Here is a 21037-nt window from a genome sequence, read left to right as displayed (position 1 = left end):
GCTCCCCCAAAGTCCCGCCCCACTCCAGCGAACAGCGGCTCGGGCGCGGCGTCCAGAGGGGTGCGGGGTGGTGCGCGCGTGTCGGGGGCGTGCGCCCCGGAGTGGCCGGACGGCGAACGGATTCGAAGTCGGGGGCCCGCTCCCCGTACCATTCGCCCCATGGCTAAGGCACCCGTTCTCACCCCCCAGGCGGACGACTTCCCGCGCTGGTACCAGGACCTCATCAACAAGGCCGAGCTGGCCGACAACGGTCCGGTGCGCGGCACCATGGTCATCCGACCGTACGGCTACGGCCTGTGGGAGCGGATGCAGCAGGAGATGGACGCCCGGATCAAGAAGGCCGGTGCCCAGAACGCCTACTTCCCGATGTTCATCCCGCAGTCCTACCTGACCAAGGAGGCGGAGCACGTCGAGGGCTTCGCCCCCGAGCTCGCGGTGGTCACGCACGGCGGCGGCAAGCAGCTGGAGGAGCCGGTCGTCGTCCGGCCCACCTCCGAGACGATCATCAACGAGTACTTCTCGAAGTGGGTGCAGAGCCACCGCGACCTGCCGCTGCTGATCAACCAGTGGGCCAACGTGGTCCGCTGGGAGCTGCGCCCGCGCGTCTTCCTGCGCACCACCGAGTTCCTCTGGCAGGAGGGCCACACGGCCCACGCCACCTACGAGGACGCCCGCGACTACGCCTCGATGATCCACACCCAGGTCTACGGCGACTTCATGACCAACGTGCTCGGCATCGACGTCGTGCTCGGCCGCAAGACCGCCAAGGAGCGCTTCGCCGGCGCCATCAACACCCTCACCCTGGAGGGCATGATGCGCGACGGGAAGGCGCTGCAGATGGGCACCAGCCACGAGCTGGGCCAGAACTTCGCCAAGGCGTTCAACACCACCTACCAGCTGCAGGGCGCCGAGCGCGAGCACGTCTGGCAGACCTCCTGGGGCGTCTCGACCCGCATGGTCGGCGGCCTGATCATGTCCCACGGCGACGACAACGGCCTGCGCGTCCCGCCGCGGCTGGCCGCCGTCCAGGCCGTCGTCCTCGCCATCAAGGGCGACGACGCGGTGATCGCCAAGGTCCGTGAGATCGGCGCCCGCCTGGAGGCCGCCGGCATCCGCGTGGTCGTCGACGACCGCACCGACACCCCGTTCGGCCGCCGCGCGGTCGACTGGGAGCTCAAGGGCGTTCCGGTGCGGATCGAGGTCGGCCCGCGCGACCTGGAGAACGGCACCGCGATGCTGGCCCGCCGGATCCCCGGCGGCAAGGAGCCGGTCTCGATCGACTCCCTGGCGGAGCTCCTGCCGGGCGTCCTCGAGGAGGACCAGGCCCAGCTGCTGCGCGAGTCGCGCGAGCGCCGCGAGGCCCGCACGGTCGACGTGAAGACCATCGACGAGGCCGTCGAGGCCGCCGCCACCGGCTGGGGCCGGATCTCCTGGGCCGAGCTGGGCCCGGAGGGCGAGGCCAAGCTGGCCGAGCAGAGCGTCTCGGTGCGCTGCATCGTGGCCGCCGACGGTTCGGTGCCGCAGACGGACGACCAGGAGGGCAACGTCGCGCTCGTCGCGCGTGCCTACTGACGGATCGTCGGGGTCGGCGGACCTGACGGGCCCTGTCGGGTCCTGTCGTAAAGCGATAGCTCCTGACACGTTCTGATGGTTGTCGACATGTCTGACGTGAATTCCGAGCGTCCGATGACCGGCGTTGTTCCGCGCATGTCTCACATGTCGGCATCGCTACTGGTCGGTCAACTGCCGGTATTAACGGAATAGCGGTACGGTGTACGGCCCGTGGCCCTGTCAACTCGGCAGGACCCCGGGCCGTACGTCCTGGGGGCGACAGCCCGTCCCCCGGACGGAATTGACGAGGTCCGTCGTGGTCGGCGGGCCCAAACCTGCAGGGGGTTGGTCTTGCGTCAGATCCGGAACGCGCATTTCGCGCGCGCTCGTACATTCCTGAGAGTTTCCTGGGAATTCCCGGGGAACGGGAACACGCGGAACATCGGCTCCTACTCCATCGTTGGTCTAGCGTGAGCACGACACAGCCCCTCGTTCTCGCGGCCGAACTGGCCGCCGCCTGGAGTGACATCCAGGCCCATCACCAGGACCTCCCCGACCTCGCCTCGCCCGAGGCGCTGATCGGCGAGTCCTCCTCGGCCTGTGGCACCCGGCTCGGTTTCGAGCGGCTCCTCCACGAGGCTGCCCATGGTCTGGCCGCGGCCCGGGACATCCGGGACACCTCGCGGGCCGGCCGCTACCACAACCGGCGTTTCCTCCTCCTGGCCTCCGAGCTGGGCCTGGCGCACCCGGTCGAGCCGCACGCCAGCAGCGGCTTCTCCCAGGTGACCATGCTCAAGGAGACCCGGGAGCGGTACTCCGAGACCATCGAACGCCTGGACCGCGCCCTCGGCGCGCACCAGGAGGCGGTGGCCGGCGAGGGTGCCACGCGCACGTTCCGCGGCCCGGCCGCCCGGCACGGCTCCTCCGGGGGCGGCGTCCGGGTCAAGGCGGTCTGCGGCTGCGGGCGCAACGTCCGGGTCGTTCCGTCGGTGCTCGCCCAGGCGTCCATCGTCTGCGGCGCCTGCCAGCAGCCGTTCAAGATCGCTTGATCGCGTACCCCGGGGGAGTCGTCGCAGGGCGGCTCGGGGAACCCGGGGGACCGGCCGGAGGCCGTGCGGGCGGCGTGCCCGGCCGGAGTGATCGGATCGACCGGCTGATCCGCCAGTGATGTGCGCACCGTGGAGGTGCACGAGTTGGGCTGACCGGGAGCGGGGGCTCCCGGTCGACCTGTTTCCGGGGGCGTGCCGGGGGGTGTGCTGGGGCCCGTGCCAGGGTCGCGCCAGGGGCCGTGCCGGGGCCGGGTCGGGGGGTCGCCCGGAGGAGCTGGTGCGAGGCGGTCTGCGCCGGTATGGCAGAATGGACAGCTGAGTACTCGGCAGCCGAGCAGGACCCCTCTCTCCTACGGCTGGCGTGTCCCTTGAACGGCCCGCCTCCGCAACCCCACGCGATGGCAGGGCTGCTCACCCACGTCAACACCAGGAGAATCCACTCCCGTGGCAGTCAAGATCAAGCTGAAGCGTCTCGGCAAGATTCGCTCCCCGCACTACCGCATCGTCGTCGCCGACGCCCGCACCAAGCGTGACGGTCGCGCGATCGAGGAGATCGGCATCTACCAGCCGACCTACAACCCCTCGAAGATCGAGGTCGACAGCGACCGCGCCCAGTACTGGCTGTCCGTCGGCGCCCAGCCGACCGAGCCGGTCCTCGCCATCCTGAAGCTGACCGGCGACTGGCAGAAGTTCAAGGGCCTGCCGGCCCCGGCGCCGCTGAAGGTCGCCGAGCCCAAGGTCGAGGACTTCTCGCACCTGTTCGCGAAGGCCGTCGCCGGCTTCGAGGACGCCACCACCGGTGTCGCCATCACCCCGAAGGCCAAGAAGTCGGACAAGGCCGAGGCCGAGGCCGACGCCGCCGTCGAGGCCTGAGCGTGATCGAGGACGCCCTCGACCACCTGGTGAAGGGCATCGTCGAGCACCCCGACGAGGTGCAGGTGCGTTCGCGCAACCTGCGTCGGGGCAACACCATCGAGGTGCGTGTGCACCCCGATGACCTCGGCAAGGTGATCGGCCGGGGCGGCCGCACGGCGCGCGCACTGCGCACCGTGGTCGGTGCCCTCGGCGGTCGCAACGTCCGGGTCGACCTGGTCGACGTGGACAGCATTCGCTGACGCTGCTGCTCGTTCAGCCGTCAGGGCTTGAGGCCGGTCGGGACGCATGTCGTCCCGGCCGGCCTTCGCCGTTCACCCGGCGAGGGCCGCCCCACGGGCGAGGGCCCGCTCCACAGCACACATCCAGACCCATCCAGGAGAACGATCACCGTGCAGCTCGTCGTCGGCAAGATCGGCCGCGCCCACGGCATCAGGGGGGACGTCAGCGTCGAGGTCCGCACCGACGAGCCCGAGCTCCGGCTCGGCCCCGGTGCCGTCCTGCTCACCGACCCGGCCTCGGTCGGCCCGCTGACCGTCGAGTCCGGCAAGGTGCACAGCGGGCGGCTGCTGCTGCGGTTCGCCGGCGTCAAGGACCGCAACGCCGCCGAGGCGCTGCGCGGCACCATCCTGATCGCCGAGGTCGACCCGGAGGAGCGTCCGGACGACCCGGAGGAGTACTACGACCACCAGCTGATCGGCCTGGACGTGGTGCTGCTCGACGGCACCCCGGTCGGCGAGCTCACCGAGGTGCTCCACCTGCCCTACCAGGACCTGCTCACCGTGAAGAAGCCGGACGGCACCGAGGTGCTGGTCCCGTTCGTGACCCGGATCGTGCCGACCATCGACCTGGAGAACCAGCGCGCCGTGATCGACCCGCCGCCCGGTCTGATCGACCCGGAGCAGGCCGAGGTGCTCCGCGACGAGTCGGCGGACGACGAGTCGGCGGAGGAGGCCGAGTGACCTCCCAGGAGCCGATGCGGGACCCGGCCGCGCAGGAGCCGGGCGAGCTCACCGAAGCGGGCGAGCACACCGAAACGGGTGAGTCCGCCGCGACGGGTGACTCCGCCACGACGCGTGACTCCGCCGCGACGGGTGGGGCGGTGCAGAGCGGGATGCGGATCGACGTCGTCTCGATCTTCCCCGAGTACCTGGAGCCGCTGAACATCTCGCTGGTCGGCAAGGCCCGCGCCCGCGGCCAGCTCGACGTGCACGTCCACGACCTGCGCGACTGGACGCACGACGTGCACCGGACCGTGGACGACAGCCCGTACGGTGGCGGCCCCGGCATGGTGATGAAGCCCGAGCCGTGGGGCGAGGCCCTGGACACGGTGATCGGCCGGGGCCCGGCGGGGGAGGTGCCGACCCTGGTCGTGCCCACCCCCAGCGGCCGCCCGTTCACCCAGGAGCTCGCGCAGGAGCTGGCCGGCCGCCCGTGGCTGGCCTTCACCCCGGCCCGGTACGAGGGCATCGACCGCCGGGTGATCGAGGAAGCGGCCACCCGGATGCCGGTGGTCGAGGCGTCGATCGGCGACTACGTGCTGGCCGGCGGCGAGGTCGCGGTGCTGGTCATGGTCGAGGCGATCGCCCGGCTGCTGCCGGGGGTGCTCGGCAACGCCGAGTCCCACCGGGACGACTCCTTCGCGCCCGGCGCGATGGCCGACCTGCTGGAGGGCCCGGTCTACACCAAGCCCGCCGAGTGGCGCGGCCGCGTGGTGCCGGACGTGCTGCTGAGCGGCAACCACGGCCGGATCGCCCGCTGGCGGCGCGAGCAGGCCTTCGCCCGCACCCTGGCCAACCGGCCGGACCTGGTCGGCCGCTGGCGGCACGCGGACTTCGACAAGAAGGACCGCGCGGCGCTCAGCGTGCTCGGCCTGGCCTGGGACGAGGGGCTCGGCCGATTTCGGTCCGCGGCCGATGGTGTGGAAGAATAGGCCGCTGCTGTCTGTCGCTGGACTCCTCCCGTAGGGGTCACGTGGTTCGGCGCCCTCGCCACGGGGGGATCGCCAGAAGCCGATGCGGCCCGCGGCAATCCCCATTCTCACGAACTTCCGTGGGCGGCCCGTGGCGCCCGCGATGGAGAGCAACATGAGCAACAAGCTCGCTGCTGTCGACGCGGCTTCGCTGCGTAGCGACATTCCGGCCTTCCGCGCCGGTGACACCCTGAAGGTGCACGTCCGGGTCATCGAGGGCAACCGCTCCCGTGTCCAGGTCTTCCAGGGCGTCGTCATCCGCCGCCACGGCGCCGGCATCGGTGAGACCTTCACCGTTCGCAAGGTCAGCTTCAACGTCGGTGTCGAGCGCACCTTCCCGGTGCACACCCCGGTCGTCGAGAAGATCGAGGTCGTGACCCGCGGTGCGGTTCGCCGCGCCAAGCTGTACTACCTGCGTGACCTCCGCGGCAAGGCCGCGAAGATCAAGGAGAAGCGCGACCGCTGATCCACCGGCCCCCGGCATCGCCGGGGGATCGGATCGCTCTGGGGGGCCGGGCTGCCGCACGGTAAGCTCAGCGCCCGATGAGCACGCACGAACCACCCGCGGACCGCGACGGCCGTCCCGCACCCACCGGTGCGGGCTCGCCGACGCGGTCCGCGGTCGTTTCCGGGGACACCTCCGGGGACGCCTCCCGGGACGCCTCCGGCGGGGAGACCGCGGGGGATGGCCGGGAGTCGGAGGGGACCCCGGAGCCGTCGGGGACCCCGGAACCGTCGGGGATCTCCGAACCGGCGGAGGGCGCTTCGGAGCCGGAGGAGGCCCCGGAGCCGGAGGGTGGACGGCCGCGCTCGCGCTCGCGGGACCTGCTGCTGCTCGTCGGCATCTGCCTGCTCACGCTGCTCCTGGTGAACGCCTTCGTGGCACGCCCCTTCTCGGTGCCGTCCGGGTCCATGGAGAACAGCCTTCGCCCGGGCGACCGCCTGATCGCGAACAAGCTGTCCTACGCCTTCGGCGGTCACCCCCAGCGCGGTGACGTGGTGGTGTTCGACGGCACGGGCTCCTTCCTGCGCAAGCCGTTCGAGCCGGACGGATTCCGGTCCTCGCTGCGCTCCCTCGGCCGCGACCTCGGGCTGGTCCCGGCGGGCGACTCGGTCTATGTGAAGCGGGTCATCGGCGTCGGTGGCGACCGGGTCACCAGCGTCGGACCGGGCCACCCGATCACCGTCAACGGCGTCCCGGTCGACGAGTCCGGCTATCTGGCCCCGGGGGACGAGCCGTCCGAGGTCGCCTTCGACATCGTGGTGCCGGCCGGCAAGCTCTGGGTGATGGGCGACCACCGCAGCGCCTCCCGAGACTCCCGCGACCACCTCGGCGAGCCCGGCGGCGGGTTCGTCCCCGAGTCCAAGGTGATCGGGCGGGCCGCGTGGGTGGTCTACCCGGTCGGCCGCTGGAGCGGCCTGGACCGGCCGGCGGCCTTCGCCGCGACAGGGGGGACGGGTGGCCATGGGGACCAGGGGTAGGGGACGGCTCGCCGACCGCCCCGCCGCCGACGGCTCCGCGACCGCTGCGGCGCCCGTGATCTCCGCGCCGTCCGGGGGCTCCGTGCCGTCCGCGCAGCCCGTGCCGTCCGCGCCCGCCGAGATCGGCGCGGAGGACGGCGGGACGGGCGCCCCGCCGGTCCGGGGCCGTGCCGAGCGCCGCCGTACCGCCCGCCGGGCGGCCCGCCGCCGCAGGCGCTCCCGGGTGCTCGAGATCCCGCTGATCGTCGTGGTGGCGCTGGTCGTCGCGCTGGTGATGAAGACCTTCCTGGTGCAGGTGTTCGTGATCCCCTCCGGCTCGATGGAGGAGACCATCCAGGTCGGGGACCGGGTGCTGGTGGACAAGCTCACCCCCTGGTTCGGCGCCGAGCCGGAGCGCGGCGAGGTGGTGGTGTTCAAGGATCCGGGCGGTTGGCTGGAGAACGAGCACGGGCCGTTGACGGACGGCCCGGTCCTGCACGGGGCCAAGCAGGTCCTGACCTTCGTCGGTCTGCTGCCGTCCGACAACGAGCAGGACCTGATCAAGCGCGTGATCGGGGTCGGCGGCGACACCGTGGAGTGCTGCGACGAGCAGGGTCGGGTGAGCCTCAACGGCAAGCCGCTGGACGAGCCCTACCTCGCGCCGGGCAACCCGCCGTCCCGGCAGCCGTTCAAGGTGAAGGTGCCGCCGGACCGGCTCTGGGTGATGGGTGACCACCGGGACGTGTCCGCCGACTCCCGGTTCCACATGGGCAATCCGGGGCAGGGCACGATCCCGCTGAGCGGCGTGGTCGGACGGGCGTTCATGATCGGCTGGCCGCTGGGCCGGGTCCATCAACTTGATGTGCCGGTTTCACTCTCCTCGGTGGCCCGGGTCTCGCGGGCCCCCGGAACCGGGCCGGACTTCGCGGGTGCGCGCCCGGTTCCTCAGGAACCGCCGCTCGTTATGGGTGTGTTGGGCATCCTTCCGCTCGTCGGCCGCAGGGTGGGGCGGGTCCGGTCGTAGGCCCCGGCGGGGCGGTGGGTGGTCGGAGCGCGCGTGTGGGACCGCGAGCCGGATGCCCGGGAGTGATAGAGAAGTGCTGGGTGCGGCCGGTCCGTGGGGACGGGGCGCGCCCGAAGGCTGTGCCGGTGTCAGGCGGACCCCGTACCGGGGAGGTCCTGGCGATCGCGGCCGGTGGTGGAGCGTGGTGCCCGCTGTGCGGCACTGTGAACGCGGGCGCACGGGCGTCCGCACAGCAGGGAGGAGACGTTGTGGGGGATTTGGTGATCGGCGCCCGCTCAGGCGCCGGAGAGCCCGAGGGCTCCGGCGGCCGGGCGGCCCGGTCCGCGGAATCCGCGGCGCCTTCGGTCTCGGCCGAGGACGCGGCGGCCCAGTCCGCAGACGAGCACGGCGACGGCACGGGTGACGCCTCCGGGGCCTTCGGGGCCGCCCAGGACGACTCGGGGCCGGCGGACGGGACCGAGGACCGGCCGGACCGGAACGAGCGCAAGCCGCGTTCGTTCTGGAAGGAGCTGCCGATCCTCATCGGGATCGCCCTGGTCCTGGCGCTCGTGATCAAGACGTTCTTCGTCCAGGCGTTCTCCATTCCGTCGGAGTCGATGCAGAACACGCTGCAGGTCGGGGACCGGGTGCTGGTGGACAAGCTCACCCCCTGGTTCGGCGCCGAGCCGGAGCGCGGCGAGGTCGTGGTGTTCCACGACCCGGGCGGCTGGCTGGCCGACGAGCCCACCAAGGAGAGCAGCAACTCCTTCGTCCGGGGCGTCCAGGACGTGCTGAGCTTCGTCGGCCTGATGCCCTCCGACAACGAGAAGGACCTCATCAAGCGGGTCATCGCGGTCGGCGGCGACACCGTCGAGTGCGAGGGCGAGGGCCCGGTGAAGGTCAACGGGGTCGCACTCGACGAGCCGTACGTCTTCCCCGGCAACACCCCCTGCGGTACCAAGCCGTTCGCCCCGGTGCACGTCCCGGAGGGCAGCATCTGGGTGATGGGCGACCACCGCGCGGACTCGCTGGACTCGCGGTTCCACATGGACCAGCCGGGTGGAGGCACCGTCCCGGTCGACGAGGTGATCGGGCGCGCCTTCGTGGTGGCCTGGCCGATCAACCGCTGGTCGACGCTGCCGGTCCCGGGCACCTTCGACCAGAAGGGGCTGGCCGCGGCCACGCCGGTGGTGCCGGCCGCGGCCGGTGCCGTGGGCGCCGTCGCCCTGCTCCCGCTGGTCCGCCGGCTGCGGAGCCGGGGGGACCGCGACAACCGGTCCTGACCCGGAACGGGTGGCCCTCGGGTCTTGCGCGGGCCGTGGTACCGACGAGTAATCTGCTCGGACGTGCCACGGCCCGCCGGGTTTTCCGCCCCCCTGGCCCCGGCACGCCACGGTGCGCGTTTCCGGGTCGGTCAGGGTTGGACGGTGTCGATGAGCAGTGTCGTGGAACGGACCGCCGACGGTCCGTCGGCCGCCGCCCGGCCCCGGCGCGGGCCCGCGGCCGTGCTGCAGGGGGTGCTGCTCGCCCTCGGTCTGGTCCTGCTGGTCGGCGGCTTCGTGGTGATCGCCGTGAACTACCGGCCGTACGACATCCCCACCGCCTCGATGGCGCCCACCCTCCAGGTCGGGGACACCGTCCTGGCCCGGAAGGCCGACGGCGCGGACGTCGGCCGGGGTGACGTGGTGATCTTCCGCGACCAGGCCTGGGGCGGCCAGCTCATGGTCAAGCGCGTGGTCGCGGTCGGCGGCGACACCGTCGCGGTCGGGGCGGGCGACCAGCGGCTGACCGTGAACGGCAAGCCGGTCGACGAGTCGTACCTCGCGGCGCAGGGCGCGCAGGGCGGCTCGTTCAGCGTGGAGGTCCCGGCCGGTCGCCTGTTCCTGCTCGGTGACAACCGGCTGGGGTCGCTCGACTCCCGCGTCCACCTGGAGGCCGACGGCGGGACCGTCCCGGCCACCGAGGTGGAGGCCCGGGTCGAGGCCACCGTGCTGCCGCCCGGCCGGACCGGCCTGCTGGCGGGCACCTCGGCCTTCGACGCGGTCGGCGGCGTGGCCCGGCCGGCGGGCCCGGGACCGCTGGAGCCCGCGTTCTACGCGACCGTTGTAGGCACGGCGACGATCCTCGTGACCACGGCGGTGAGCGGGGTGGCGGGTCTGGCGCGTCGGCGCCGCCGCCCGGCCTGACCGCGGCCGCCACCGTTCACGACGCCACCGCTCTGCCCAACCTCGCCCCGGACGACCCTGCCGGGTGGCAGGATCGGGGGAACGACCGGGGCGGACGAAGGGAGCGTGGAGGCTCGTCATGGCGGTACAGCGGCGCAGGGCCTCGCGGATCCTGCTGCTCGACGGCCAGGACCGGCTGCTGCTCTTCCACGGCTCCGACCCGGCGGCACCGGGCGTCACCTGGTGGTTCACCCCCGGCGGCGGGCTGGAGCCCGGGGAGGACACCCGGGAGGCCGCCGAGCGGGAGCTCGCCGAGGAGACCGGCTTGCGGGGCGTGGAGCTGGGACCGGTGGTGGCGTACGGCACGGCTTCGTTCTCCTATCGGGGGCGGCGCTACGAACAGGAACAGTGGTTCCACCTGGCCCGCACGGCGGACACGGCGGTCGACCACTCGGGCATGGGCGCGGACGAACACGCCGAACTGCTCGCGGCACGCTGGTGGACGGTCGAGGAATTGCGGGCCACCGCCGAGACGGTCTATCCGGTCGGACTGGTGGACTTTCTGGATCGGCTTTTGACCGAGGGGCCGCCGGTCGATCCGGTACGGCTCTGAGGGTGAGTGCGGTGGTCCACAATGGGTGGACGTGACAAGTTGAGGGGACGCCTGGATGAGTGCCGAAGATCTCGAGAAGTACGAGACCGAGATGGAGCTCAAGCTCTACCGGGAGTACCGGGACGTCGTCGGCCTGTTCAAGTACGTGATCGAGACCGAGCGACGGTTCTACCTCACCAATGACTACGAGCTGCAGGTGCACTCGGTGCAGGGTGAGGTCTTCTTCGAGGTTTCGATGGCGGATGCGTGGGTCTGGGACATGTACCGGCCGGCCCGGTTCGTCCGCAAGGTCCGGGTGCTGACCTTCAAGGACGTGAACATCGAGGAACTCGCGAAGAGCGACCTGGAGCTGCCTTCGGACGAGCCCGGCTTCGGGAACTGACGTTGGACCGCCCGGTCCCCGGATGTCCAGGGGAATTTCGGGTATTCCGGGAATCTCACCCCTGTGGGTGACAGGAGTTATCCACAGGCCCGAGTTATCCACAGCGAATGACATCCCGCTGGTCCGCTCCCGGGCCGCACGGCAACCTCCCCGGCGGAGGTGGTCACCGTGCAGGACACCAAGGTGCAGGACAGCAAGCGCGGTACGCGCAAGCAGCCGGCGAAGGCCCGGCAGGACGGGCAGCCGCGCCGGCGGGCGGCGCGGGCCCCGGCGGGCGGGTCGTCGCCCCCGCCGGCCGTTCCCGCCCCGTCGGCCGTTCCCGCCCCGCCCGGCCCGGGGCGGCCGACCAACACCGGCCTCGGCCGCTACGGCGAGCGGGTCGCCGCCCGCCGGCTCACCGAGGACGGCTTGCGGATCCTCGACCGCAACTGGCGGTGCGTCGAGGGCGAGCTGGACATCGTCGCCCTCGACGGCGACACGGTGGCCGTCTGCGAGGTGAAGACCCGCTCCGAGCGGGGGTTCCAGCAGCCCACCGAGGCCATCGACCGGACCAAGGCGGACCGGCTGCGGCGCCTGGCCGAGCGCTGGCTGAGCGAGCGCTGGCCCGACCACTTCGCCCGGCTGGCCGGCCCCGGGTACCAGCCCGGGCCCACCGACCCGCCGTGGGCGCCCGTGCCGCCCGGCGGCATCCGGATCGACCTGGTCGCCGTCATCAACCGCTCCCGCGGCGCCGCCTCGGTCGACCACCTGCGGGGGGTGGTCTGAGATGGCCTTCGCCCGGACGTGTTCCGTGGCCCTGGTCGGCGTCGACGGGGTGATCGTCGAGGTCCAGGCCGATCTGGAGCCCGGGGTGGCGGCGTTCACCCTGGTCGGCCTGCCCGACAAGGCGCTCTCCGAGGCCCGCGACCGGGTGCGCGCGGCCGTCGTGAACAGCGGCGAGGCCTGGCCGCAGCGGAAGCTGACCGTCGGCCTGAGCCCGGCGTCGGTGCCCAAGAGCGGCAGCGGCTTCGACCTCGCCGTGGCCTGCGCCGTGCTGGCCGCCGCCGAGCGGCTCGACCCGTCCGCGATCGCGGACCTGCTGATCATCGGCGAACTCGGGCTGGACGGGCGGGTGCGCCCGGTGCGCGGGGTGCTCCCGTCGGTGCTGGCCGCCGCCGACGCGGGCTACGAGCGGGTCGTGGTCGCCGAGCAGACCGCCGCCGAGGCCTCGCTCGTCCCCGGGGTCACCGTCGTCGGCGTGCGGAGCCTGCGCCAACTGGTGGCCGTGCTCACCGGGGCTCCCGAACCGGAGGAGCCCGCCGAGCGGCTCGGCGGTCGCCCCGACCCGCTGATGGCGGGCCTCATGCTCCCCAGCGCGGGGGTGCGCGGGCTGCCCGACGAGGCCGCCGCCCGGATGGACCTCGCCGACGTCGCCGGGCAGTACGAGGCCCGGCGGGCCCTGGAGATCGCCGCCGCCGGAGGCCACCACCTCTACCTCAAGGGACCGCCGGGCGCGGGCAAGACGATGCTCGCCGAACGGCTGCCGTCGCTGCTCCCGCCGCTCACCCAGAAGGAGGCGCTGGAGGTCACCGCGGTCCACTCGGTGGCGGGGCTGCTCCCGGCGGGCCGGCCGCTGATCGACTGCGCGCCCTACTGCTCCCCGCACCACTCGACGACCATGCCCGCCATCGTCGGCGGCGGCAGCGGCCTGCCGAGACCGGGCGCGGTCTCGCTGGCCCACCGGGGCGTCCTCTTCCTCGACGAGGCTCCGGAGTTCCCCGTCCGGGTGCTGGACGCGCTGCGCCAACCGCTCGAATCGGGTGAGGTGGTGATCGCCCGTTCGGCGGGGTCGCTCAGGTTGCCGGCCCGGTTCCTGCTCTGCCTCGCCGCCAACCCCTGCCCGTGCGGGCGCCACTCGCGGCGGGGGGAGGGGTGCGAGTGCACCCCCGCCATGGTCAGCCGGTACCAGGGCCGGCTCTCCGGGCCGCTGCTCGACCGGGTCGACCTCCAGGTCCAGGTCGCCCCCGTCACCAGGGCCGAGCTGATGCAGCGTGACAGCACGGCGGAGACCACCGAGATCGTCGCCGCGCGCGTGCGGGCGGCGCGCGAGCGCGCGGCGGCCCGGCTCGCCGGCACTCCGTGGCGGACCAACGCCGAGGTCCCCGGCCACGAGCTCCGTACCCGCTGGCAGCTCGGGCCCGGCGCCCTGACCGACGCCGCGCGGCAGTTGGAGCGGGGCCTGCTGACCGCCCGCGGCCTGGACCGGGTGCTCCGGGTCGCCTGGACGGTCGCCGATCTCGCCGGCCGGGACCGCCCCGAACAGCGCGACGTCCGGACGGCCCTCGTCCTGCGCACCGGTGTCGAGCAGGGGCTGCCGATGACGGAGCGGTTCGCCGTCCGTCCGGCCCCCGCCCCGGTGGAGGCCGACGAGCGGGGCGAACGCAGACCGGGCCGTCCCCGGGCGGGCCGCCGGACACCCGATCCCCACCCGGGGCAGGAGGAGAGCAGCACGTGAACCACAGCGTCGACGACCTTCGGCAGGACCCGCCCGCCCTCCCGGAGCCCGAACCCCAGCCCGAACCCCAGCACGGGCCCCAGCACGGGCCCCAGCCCGGACCCCGGCACGGCCCTCAGCCCGAACCCCGGCACGGGCCGCAAGCCGACCCCGACCCCGGGCCCGCCGCCCGGCCCGGCGCCCGGCCCGGCGCCCGACCCGGGGACCGGCCCGCCATCGAGCCCGAGCGCCTCGCCCGGGCGGCGCTGAGCCGAATGGGCGAACCCGGGGACGCCGTCCTCGGCCGCTGGCTGACCCGCCTCGACGCCCTGGACGTCGTGCGGGCGATCCGGGACGGCACCGTACCGGACGGACCGGGTCCGGACGCCGCCCGGTTGGCCGGCTACCAGGCCCGGCTGGTCGGTCTCGACCCGGTGGCCGACCTGGAACGGGTGCGCTCGGTCGGTGGACGCTTCATCATTCCGGGCGACACCGAGTGGCCGAGTCAGCTGGACGACCTCGGCGACGGCCGGCCCACCGGCCTCTGGGTGGTCGGCGCGAGCTCGCTGCGCCTGCTCGCCCTGCGCTCGGTCGCGGTGGTCGGCGCCCGGGCGTGCACCGCCTACGGCGCGCACGTCGCCGGGGAGCTCTCCGCCCAACTGGCCGAACGCGGCTGGGTGGTCGTCTCCGGCGGTGCGTACGGGATCGACGCGGCCGCCCACCGGGGCGCGCTGGCGGTCGGCGGACCGACCGTGGGGGTGCTCGCCTGCGGGGTGGACGTGGCCTACCCGCGGGGCAACACCGACCTGATCCGCCGGATCGCCGAGCAGGGCCTGCTGCTCAGCGAACTCCCGCCGGGGGAGCACCCGACCCGGTTCCGGTTCGTGCTGCGCAACCGGGTGATCGCGGCGCTGACCCGGGGCACCGTGGTGGTCGAGGCGGCGCTGCGCAGCGGCGCGCTCAGTACGGCCAGGCGCGCCCGCGACCTCAACCGGCACACCATGGGCGTCGCCGGTCCGGTGACCTCGGAACTCTCCGCCGGGGTGCACGCCCTGATCCGCAGCGGCGCCGCCACCCTGGTGACCGACGCGGCCGAGGTCGCCGAGCTGATCGGCGCGATCGGCGAGGACCTGGCGCCGGAGCGGACCGGCCCGGTCCTGCCCAGGGACCTGCTGGAGCCGGCCGCGGCCCGGGTCCTGGAGGCGGTGCCCGCGACGCCGGACGGCGCGCCGGTGGAGCGGCTGGCCCGGCAGTCCGGGCTCCCGCCGGACGAGGTGCTCCAGCGACTGTACGAGCTGGGCTCGCTCGGCTACATCGAGCGGCACGGCGCCCACTGGCGCCTGGTGCGGAGGAGGTGACGGGCCGGTAGGAGGCGGTGCGGGCGTCCGGTTCGTCCACCTCCGGTTCCCGGTGGCGGCGGCGGGGCCGCGGCGACACGAACGCCACCGGATCGAGGGACGACCGAGTGGCGGTAGCACTACGCAGCGAGTCGGTCACGCTACGCTCGCCATGCCTTCCCTATCAGCACATGACTCGGCAGAACGGCGCAGACCAACGTATGCCCACACACATTCCCGGACACAGAGTGACCGGTGGCGCCCGGTCCTCGGGAGGGCCGCGGACCGAGCGGCGCCCCGTGACCGAGTTCCCGCCCAAGGCCGCGGGTGGGATGGGGGCCCTGGCACGGCAGGGCGGCCGCCCGGCACACACCGGGGCGCACGACGACCGGCCGGACGCGCCCGGCGCTTCCGCCGCCTCGGCCGCCCCCGCGCCGGCCGAGGCGCCGGGTCCCCGCCGGGAGGCGGGCGGTCGGGAGCGCACGGCGCTCGAAGAACTCTGGCGCGCCTACAAGGAGACGGCCGACCAGCGGCTGCGGGAGCAGCTGATCCTGCACTACTCACCACTCGTCAAGTACGTGGCGGGCCGGGTCGGGGTCGGCCTGCCGTCCAACGTCGAGCAGGCCGACTTCGTCTCCTCCGGGGTCTTCGGGCTGATCGATGCGATCGAGAAGTTCGACATCGACCGCGCCATCAAGTTCGAGACCTACGCGATCAGCCGGATCCGCGGCGCGATCATCGACGAGCTGCGGGCGCTGGACTGGATCCCGCGCTCGGTGCGGCAGAAGGCGAAGGCGGTCGAGCGGACGTACGCGACGCTGGAGGCCCGGCTGCGGCGGACGCCGAACGAGCCCGAGGTGGCGGCCGAGATGGGCATCGCCATCGAGGACCTGCACGCCATCTTCAGCCAGCTGTCGCTCGCCAACGTGGTGGCGCTCGACGAGCTGCTGCACCCGGTCGGCGAGGGCGGCGACCGGCTGAGCCTGATGGACACCCTGGAGGACCACGGCGCCGACAACCCGGTCGAGGTGGCCGAGGACCGCGAGCTGCGCCGGCTGCTGGCACAGGCGGTGAACACCCTCCCCGAACGGGAGAAGACGGTGGTGACGCTCTACTACTACGAGGGCCTGACGCTCGCCGAGATCGGCCAGGTGCTCGGCGTGACGGAGAGCCGGGTCAGCCAGATCCACACCAAGTCGGTGCTCCAGCTGCGCGCCAAGCTGTCGGACATCCGCTAGTGCGGAGCCCCGGCGGGGGCGGGCGGCGGGTCGGGCGCGCCGTGCACGCCGGGTTCGCGCCCTCTGCCCCGCTGCGTCCTCCTCCGCATCCCCCGGGGACGCGCGGCACCGTACCGGCGGGGTGTAGGGCTCCGTACAGTGGGGGCGTGCCGAAGATCCGAGCGGCCAGTGTGGCCGAGCACCGCCAGCTGCAGCGGGCAGCCCTCCTCGACGCTGCCCGCAGCCTCCTCACCGAGGGAGGCATGGAGGCCTTGACCTTCCCCGCGCTCGCCGCGCGCACGGGGCTCGCGCGTTCCTCGGTGTACGAGTACTTCCGCTCCCGCGGGGCGGTGGTGGAGGCGCTCTGCGAGGTCGACTTCCCGCTCTGGGCCGCCGAGATCGAGGCCGGGATGGCGAGCCGGGACACCGCGGCCGACCGGATCGAGGCGTACGTCCGGGGGCAACTGGCGCTGGCCGCCGACCCGCGGCACCGGGCGGTCGTCGCGATCTCCGCGCTGGAGCTGGACGACGCGGCCCGCGAACGCATCCGGGCGGCGCACGGGACGCTGGTCGGGCTGGTGGTCCAGGCGCTGGAGGACCTCGGGCACGAGCAGCCGCGGCTGGCCGCGACCCTGCTCCAGGGGATCGTCGAGGCGGCCGTCCGGCAGGCGGAGCAGCGCGCCGCGGGCGGTCGGGCCGAGAGCCCCGAGGTGATCGCGGACGCCGCCGTCGCCCTCGCGCTGTACGGCCTGGGCCCGAGCTGAGCGGACGCGCTTCCGGGAGCGCTTCCGGCGCCGCCCCGGACAACGGGGCCGACACCGACCGGGGCCGACACCGACCGGGACGGCGCGGACTTCAGGGCTGTGCCGGGCGGGGGCCGAGCGGCAGCAGTCGGGCCGTGCCGAGGCCGAGCAGGGCGGGCGGGTCGAGGTAGCGCCGGCCGCGCAGCAGTCCCCAGTGCAGGCAGGGGCCGTCCGCGCAGTGGCCGGCGCCGGTGGTGAGCCGCCCGATCACCTGGCCGGCGGCCACCGCGGTGCCGACCGGGAGGGCGCCGTCCACCGGTAGGTAGGTGGTCCGCAGCGGGGGAGCCGGGGGAGTGCCCGTCACCGGGTGGGTGACGGTGACCACCGGCCGCCCGGCCACCGGTCCGGCGAAGGTCACCACCCCGGCAGCCGCGGCCCGGACCTCCGCACCGGGCGTGGCCGCGAGGTCGACGCCCCGGTGCCCGGCGGCCCAGGGCGTCGCCGGCGCGTCGAAGCGGCCGACCACGGCCCCCGGCCGTCCACCCGGCCCGTCCACCGGCCACACCCGCCCGACCGCGCCGCCGCTCGACACGTCCGACCGAACAACCGCCCGACCAGCAGCCCGACCATCCGCCCGAAGCGCCGCCCGCCCGGCCGCGTGCCCCGCCGGGCCGGGGGCGGCGGTCGGCAGCAGCGCGGTCAGCACCAGCAGCACGAGCAGCAGCACCCGTCGGCCGTGCTCCGGGCCGGGCCCCGGCGGCGGCAGCGCGGGTGCGGCGGAAGGGGTGCGAACGCGCGCGGTGGCAGTCATGCGGGCGAGGTTCCCCGGGGCGCCCCGTCCCGGCCACCGCGGTTCCGATTCCTGTGGACAACCGGCGCCTGTGGACGGTGACCATCCCCCGAACGGGCGTACGCCACCGGGTTCACGGAGGCCCAACAGGCCCGCCCGGGCCCCCGGGACCTGGCCCGTCCCCGGTGGCCCGGCTTCCGTCGAGTCGCCCGGCGCTCGGCGCTTCCCGTACACTTCACACGCGACCCGGTCCGCCGGGTCGACTTCGCACGCCCCGCCACCGGTGGTCGGAAGCGGCCCAGCCGCCACCTCCGCCAGGTGCGAGTGCCGCTCGGTCCGCCGGGCCCGGCAGGTCTTCGGACCGACCGGGCGCAAGCGGCTCGGCACGTTCGGGGCGTCAGGCGTGGCTGTCACCTGGCCGCCACGGACAAAACCGAGCCTGACCCGGCCGTTCGCACGCGCCGAGCGGGGAGCGCCACCGCGCCACCCGTGACGCGTTTGCGCCGGAGCCGGGCGTAACACCTGAGGAGAACGGCTATGGCCGTCGTCACGATGCGGGAGCTGCTGGAGAGCGGCGTCCACTTCGGTCACCAGACCCGTCGCTGGAACCCGAAGATGAAGCGCTTCATCATCACCGAGCGCAACGGCATCTACATCATCGACCTCCTGCAGTCGCTGAACTACATCGACCGCGCCTTCGAGTTCATCAAGGAGACCGTTGCCCACGGCGGCAGCGTCCTCTTCGTCGGCACGAAGAAGCAGGCCCAGGAGGCCATCGCCGAGCAGGCCACCCGCGTGGGCATGCCCTACGTGAACCAGCGCTGGCTCGGCGGCATGCTGACCAACTTCTCGACCGTCTACAAGCGCCTGCAGCGCCTCAAGGAGCTGGGCGAGCTCGACTTCTCGGACGTGGCCGGCTCCGGTCTCACCAAGAAGGAGCTCCTGGTCCTCCAGCGCGAGCACGACAAGCTGGAGAAGACCCTCGGCGGTATCCGCGACATGCAGCGCGTTCCCAGCGCCGTCTGGATCGTGGACACCAAGAAGGAGCACATCGCGGTCGGCGAGGCCCGGAAGCTCAACATCCCGGTCGTCGCCATCCTCGACACCAACTGCGACCCCGACGAGGTCGACTACAAGATCCCGGGCAACGACGACGCGATCCGCTCCGTCACCCTGCTGACCCGTGTGATCGCCGACGCCGTCGCCGAGGGCCTCAAGGCCCGCGCCGGTGTCGCCAAGGGCGATGTCAAGGCCGAGCCGGGCGCCGACCAGCCGCTCGCCGACTGGGAGAAGGACCTCCTGGAGGGCGAGAAGAAGGCTGACGAGGCCCCCGCCGCCGAGGCTCCCGCTGCCGAGGCCCCGGCCGCCGAGGCCCCCGCTGCCGAGGCGCCGGCCGAGCAGGCCTGACGTACCAAGGGTGAGGGGCACCCGCCGGTACGACACCGGTCGGTGCCCCTCTCTCCCGTGCCCGGGCCGCAGCAGCGGTCCGGGCGCAACCCCACGCAGACACGCGAGACGCGAGAAGAGATTCACACCATGGCGAACTTCACCGCCGCGGACGTCAAGAAGCTCCGTGAGCTCACCGGCGCCGGCATGATGGACTGCAAGAAGGCTCTGGACGAGGCCGAGGGCAACGTCGAGAAGGCCGTCGAGCTCCTTCGCATCAAGGGCCAGAAGGGCGTCGCCAAGCGCGAGGGCCGTGACGCCTCCAACGGCGCCGTCGCCGCCCTGATCGCCGAGGACAAGAAGTCCGGCGTCCTGGTCGAGCTGAACTGCGAGACCGACTTCGTCGCCAAGGGTGACAACTTCGTCAAGGTCGCCGACGCGATCGCCACCCACGTCGCCAAGTCGGCCCCGGCCGACCTGGACGCCGCGCTCGCCTCCGAGATCGAGGCCGGCAAGACCGTCCAGCAGTTCGTCGACGAGGCCAACGCGACCCTGGGCGAGAAGATCGTCTTCCGTCGCTTCGCCCAGTTCGACGGTGACGGCTTCGTCGCGGTCTACCTCCACAAGACCAGCCCCGACCTGCCGCCGGCCGTCGGCGTCCTGGTCGAGCTGGACAAGGAGAACGCCGAGGTCGCCAAGGACGTCGCGCAGCACATCGCCGCCTTCGCGCCGAAGTACCTGTCCCGCGAGGACATCCCGGCCGAGGACATCGAGAACGAGCGCCGCGTCGCCGAGGCCACCGCTCGCGAGGAGGGCAAGCCGGAGGCCGCCCTGCCGAAGATCGTCGAGGGTCGCGTCACCGGCTTCGTGAAGGAGCACTCCGTCCTGGAGCAGGCCTTCGCGAAGGACAACAAGAAGACCGTCGCCAAGGTCCTCGAGGAGAACGGCGTCGCCCTCAAGCGCTTCGCCCGCTTCCGCGTCGGCGCCTGAGCCACGTTCCACCCGGGTTCCCGGCCGTAGGCTGGGAACCGCCCCCGCCCGCTGACCAGGGCGGAAGGGACGCGCCGTACGGGCTCACCCAGCGCCATCCGTCCATGGGCGAGCCGCGTCGGCAGCATGAACGACGAGGAGGCCATTGCCGTGCAGGACACCGAACCGGTTCCCGCGGCAGTGGCCTCCTCGCGTGTACGCGCAGGCCGGGGATCCGCACGTCCACGCCTGTGAACCAGTAGGTGTAGAGGAGAAGTCCATGCAGGAGACGCAGGAGACCGCGCAGGACCCCCGGGCCGGCTCGCGCCGCCGGGTGATGCTGAAGCTGTCCGGTGAGGCCTTCGCCGGTGGTGGCGGGCTCGGCGTCGATCCGGACGTCGTGCACGCGATCGCCCGCGAGATCGCCACCGTCGTCCGCGCCGGTACCGAGGTCGCCGTGGTCATCGGCGGCGGGAACTTCTTCCGCGGCGCCGAGCTCCAGGTCCGCGGCATGGACCGGGCCCGCTCCGACTACATGGGCATGCTCGGCACCGTCATGAACTGCCTCGCGCTCCAGGACTTCCTGGTCAAGGAGGGCATCGAGACCCGGGTCCAGACCGCCATCACGATGGGCCAGGTCGCCGAGCCGTACCTGCCGCTGCGCGCCGTCCGGCACCTGGAGAAGGGCCGCGTGGTGATCTTCGGCGCGGGTATGGGCATGCCCTACTTCTCCACCGACACCACGGCCGTCCAGCGTGCCCTGGAGATCCACGCCGACGTGCTGCTGATGGGCAAGAACGGCGTGGACGGCGTCTACGACTCCGACCCCCGGACCAACCCGGACGCGGTCAAGTTCGACGCGCTGGAGTACTCCGAGGTCATCGCGCGCGACCTCAAGGTCGCCGACCTCACCGCGATCACGCTGTGCAAGGACAACAACCTGCCGATGCTGGTCTTCGAGCTGCTGGCCGAGGGCAATATCGCGCGTGCGGTGAAGAGTGAGAAGATCGGCACACTCATCAGCCAGGATTCTGTCCGGGCCTGAGCAGCAAT

21 protein-coding genes and 1 pseudogene are annotated in these 21037 nt (G+C 73.0%); 21 read left to right on the top strand and 1 reads right to left on the bottom strand.

The genetic code is table 11. The features are described 5' to 3' along the window. The first annotated feature begins 159 nt into the window (after positions 1 to 159). The 18 genes and pseudogenes from proS to AB0N76_RS12240 all read left to right on the top strand — a co-directional run bounded on the left by proS (position 160) and on the right by AB0N76_RS12240 (position 16860). The gene (gene proS, locus AB0N76_RS12325; protein WP_363556016.1) at positions 160 to 1572 is read left to right on the top strand and encodes a proline--tRNA ligase; all 1413 of its coding nucleotides are present in this window, start codon (positions 160 to 162) and stop codon (positions 1570 to 1572) included. 449 nt (positions 1573 to 2021) lie between these two features. Further along, entirely contained in the window at positions 2022 to 2600 is a 579-nt protein-coding gene (locus AB0N76_RS12320) for a hypothetical protein (protein WP_363556014.1), read from the top strand. A gap of 444 nt (positions 2601 to 3044) precedes the next feature. Further along, positions 3045 to 3473 (top strand): 30S ribosomal protein S16, encoded by a 429-nt coding sequence (gene rpsP, locus AB0N76_RS12315; protein WP_363556012.1) that lies wholly within the window; start codon positions 3045 to 3047, stop codon positions 3471 to 3473. 2 nt (positions 3474 to 3475) lie between these two features. Then, on the top strand, positions 3476 to 3715 hold the full coding sequence (locus tag AB0N76_RS12310) for an RNA-binding protein (protein ID WP_030306741.1): 240 nt from the start codon (positions 3476 to 3478) through the stop codon (positions 3713 to 3715). Between the two features lie 150 nt (positions 3716 to 3865). Beyond that, positions 3866 to 4435 carry a ribosome maturation factor RimM gene (gene rimM / locus AB0N76_RS12305; protein WP_363556010.1) on the top strand — a complete coding sequence of 190 codons (570 nt, stop codon included), beginning with the start codon at positions 3866 to 3868 and terminating at the stop codon, positions 4433 to 4435. Positions 4436 to 4587: 152 nt separating this feature from the next. After that, complete coding sequence (gene trmD, locus AB0N76_RS12300) at positions 4588 to 5406, top strand: tRNA (guanosine(37)-N1)-methyltransferase TrmD (protein ID WP_363556106.1); 819 nt, start codon at positions 4588 to 4590, stop codon at positions 5404 to 5406. Positions 5407 to 5560: 154 nt separating this feature from the next. Further along, positions 5561 to 5911 carry a 50S ribosomal protein L19 gene (gene rplS / locus AB0N76_RS12295; RefSeq protein WP_030306736.1) on the top strand — a complete coding sequence of 117 codons (351 nt, stop codon included), beginning with the start codon at positions 5561 to 5563 and terminating at the stop codon, positions 5909 to 5911. A gap of 77 nt (positions 5912 to 5988) precedes the next feature. After that, complete coding sequence (gene lepB / locus AB0N76_RS12290) at positions 5989 to 6927, top strand: signal peptidase I (RefSeq protein ID WP_363556008.1); 939 nt, start codon at positions 5989 to 5991, stop codon at positions 6925 to 6927. Continuing rightward, on the top strand, positions 6911 to 7930 hold the full coding sequence (lepB, locus tag AB0N76_RS12285; protein ID WP_363556006.1) for a signal peptidase I: 1020 nt from the start codon (positions 6911 to 6913) through the stop codon (positions 7928 to 7930). Before lepB (AB0N76_RS12290) ends, lepB (AB0N76_RS12285) begins: the two co-directional genes overlap by 17 nt. A gap of 248 nt (positions 7931 to 8178) precedes the next feature. Continuing rightward, complete coding sequence (gene lepB / locus AB0N76_RS12280) at positions 8179 to 9192, top strand: signal peptidase I (RefSeq protein ID WP_363556004.1); 1014 nt, start codon at positions 8179 to 8181, stop codon at positions 9190 to 9192. A 150-nt stretch (positions 9193 to 9342) separates the two neighbouring features. Beyond that, on the top strand, positions 9343 to 10095 hold the full coding sequence (gene lepB / locus AB0N76_RS12275) for a signal peptidase I (RefSeq protein ID WP_363556002.1): 753 nt from the start codon (positions 9343 to 9345) through the stop codon (positions 10093 to 10095). Between the two features lie 118 nt (positions 10096 to 10213). Further along, positions 10214 to 10687 carry an NUDIX domain-containing protein gene (locus AB0N76_RS12270; protein ID WP_363556000.1) on the top strand — a complete coding sequence of 158 codons (474 nt, stop codon included), beginning with the start codon at positions 10214 to 10216 and terminating at the stop codon, positions 10685 to 10687. Between the two features lie 55 nt (positions 10688 to 10742). After that, complete coding sequence (locus AB0N76_RS12265) at positions 10743 to 11069, top strand: DUF2469 domain-containing protein (protein ID WP_030306725.1); 327 nt, start codon at positions 10743 to 10745, stop codon at positions 11067 to 11069. 357 nt (positions 11070 to 11426) lie between these two features. Beyond that, positions 11427 to 11834 (top strand): annotated as a pseudogene (locus AB0N76_RS12260) (YraN family protein); the annotation flags it as partial. A 1-nt stretch (position 11835) separates the two neighbouring features. Continuing rightward, positions 11836 to 13563 carry a YifB family Mg chelatase-like AAA ATPase gene (locus tag AB0N76_RS12255; RefSeq protein WP_363555998.1) on the top strand — a complete coding sequence of 576 codons (1728 nt, stop codon included), beginning with the start codon at positions 11836 to 11838 and terminating at the stop codon, positions 13561 to 13563. Between the two features lie 215 nt (positions 13564 to 13778). Next, positions 13779 to 14900: a DNA-processing protein DprA gene (dprA, locus tag AB0N76_RS12250; RefSeq protein ID WP_363556104.1), complete on the top strand. Its 1122-nt coding sequence runs from the start codon at positions 13779 to 13781 to the stop codon at positions 14898 to 14900. 278 nt (positions 14901 to 15178) lie between these two features. Next, entirely contained in the window at positions 15179 to 16117 is a 939-nt protein-coding gene (gene whiG / locus AB0N76_RS12245; protein WP_363555996.1) for an RNA polymerase sigma factor WhiG, read from the top strand. Positions 16118 to 16287: 170 nt separating this feature from the next. Beyond that, positions 16288 to 16860, top strand: a complete 573-nt coding sequence (locus AB0N76_RS12240) for a helix-turn-helix domain-containing protein (protein ID WP_363556102.1) — start codon at positions 16288 to 16290, stop codon at positions 16858 to 16860. 91 nt (positions 16861 to 16951) lie between these two features. On the opposite strand, the gene AB0N76_RS12235 is transcribed toward AB0N76_RS12240, so the two are convergent. After that, entirely contained in the window at positions 16952 to 17650 is a 699-nt protein-coding gene (locus tag AB0N76_RS12235; protein ID WP_363555994.1) for a M23 family metallopeptidase, read from the bottom strand. Between the two features lie 516 nt (positions 17651 to 18166). Here AB0N76_RS12235 and rpsB point away from each other — a divergent pair. The 3 genes from rpsB to pyrH all read left to right on the top strand — a co-directional run bounded on the left by rpsB (position 18167) and on the right by pyrH (position 21029). Continuing rightward, a complete protein-coding gene (gene rpsB / locus AB0N76_RS12230; protein ID WP_363555991.1) occupies positions 18167 to 19036 on the top strand; it encodes a 30S ribosomal protein S2 in 870 nt (289 codons plus the stop codon). Positions 19037 to 19165: 129 nt separating this feature from the next. Continuing rightward, positions 19166 to 20005, top strand: a complete 840-nt coding sequence (gene tsf, locus AB0N76_RS12225) for a translation elongation factor Ts (protein ID WP_363555988.1) — start codon at positions 19166 to 19168, stop codon at positions 20003 to 20005. A 259-nt stretch (positions 20006 to 20264) separates the two neighbouring features. Continuing rightward, the gene (gene pyrH, locus AB0N76_RS12220; protein WP_363555986.1) at positions 20265 to 21029 is read left to right on the top strand and encodes a UMP kinase; all 765 of its coding nucleotides are present in this window, start codon (positions 20265 to 20267) and stop codon (positions 21027 to 21029) included. Positions 21030 to 21037: the final 8 nt, after the last annotated feature.

The sequence above is a fragment of the Kitasatospora sp. NPDC093806 genome (assembly GCF_040683335.1).
Lineage (GTDB): Bacteria > Actinomycetota > Actinomycetes > Streptomycetales > Streptomycetaceae > Kitasatospora.
This window is presented reverse-complemented; position numbering and strand designations above follow the sequence as displayed.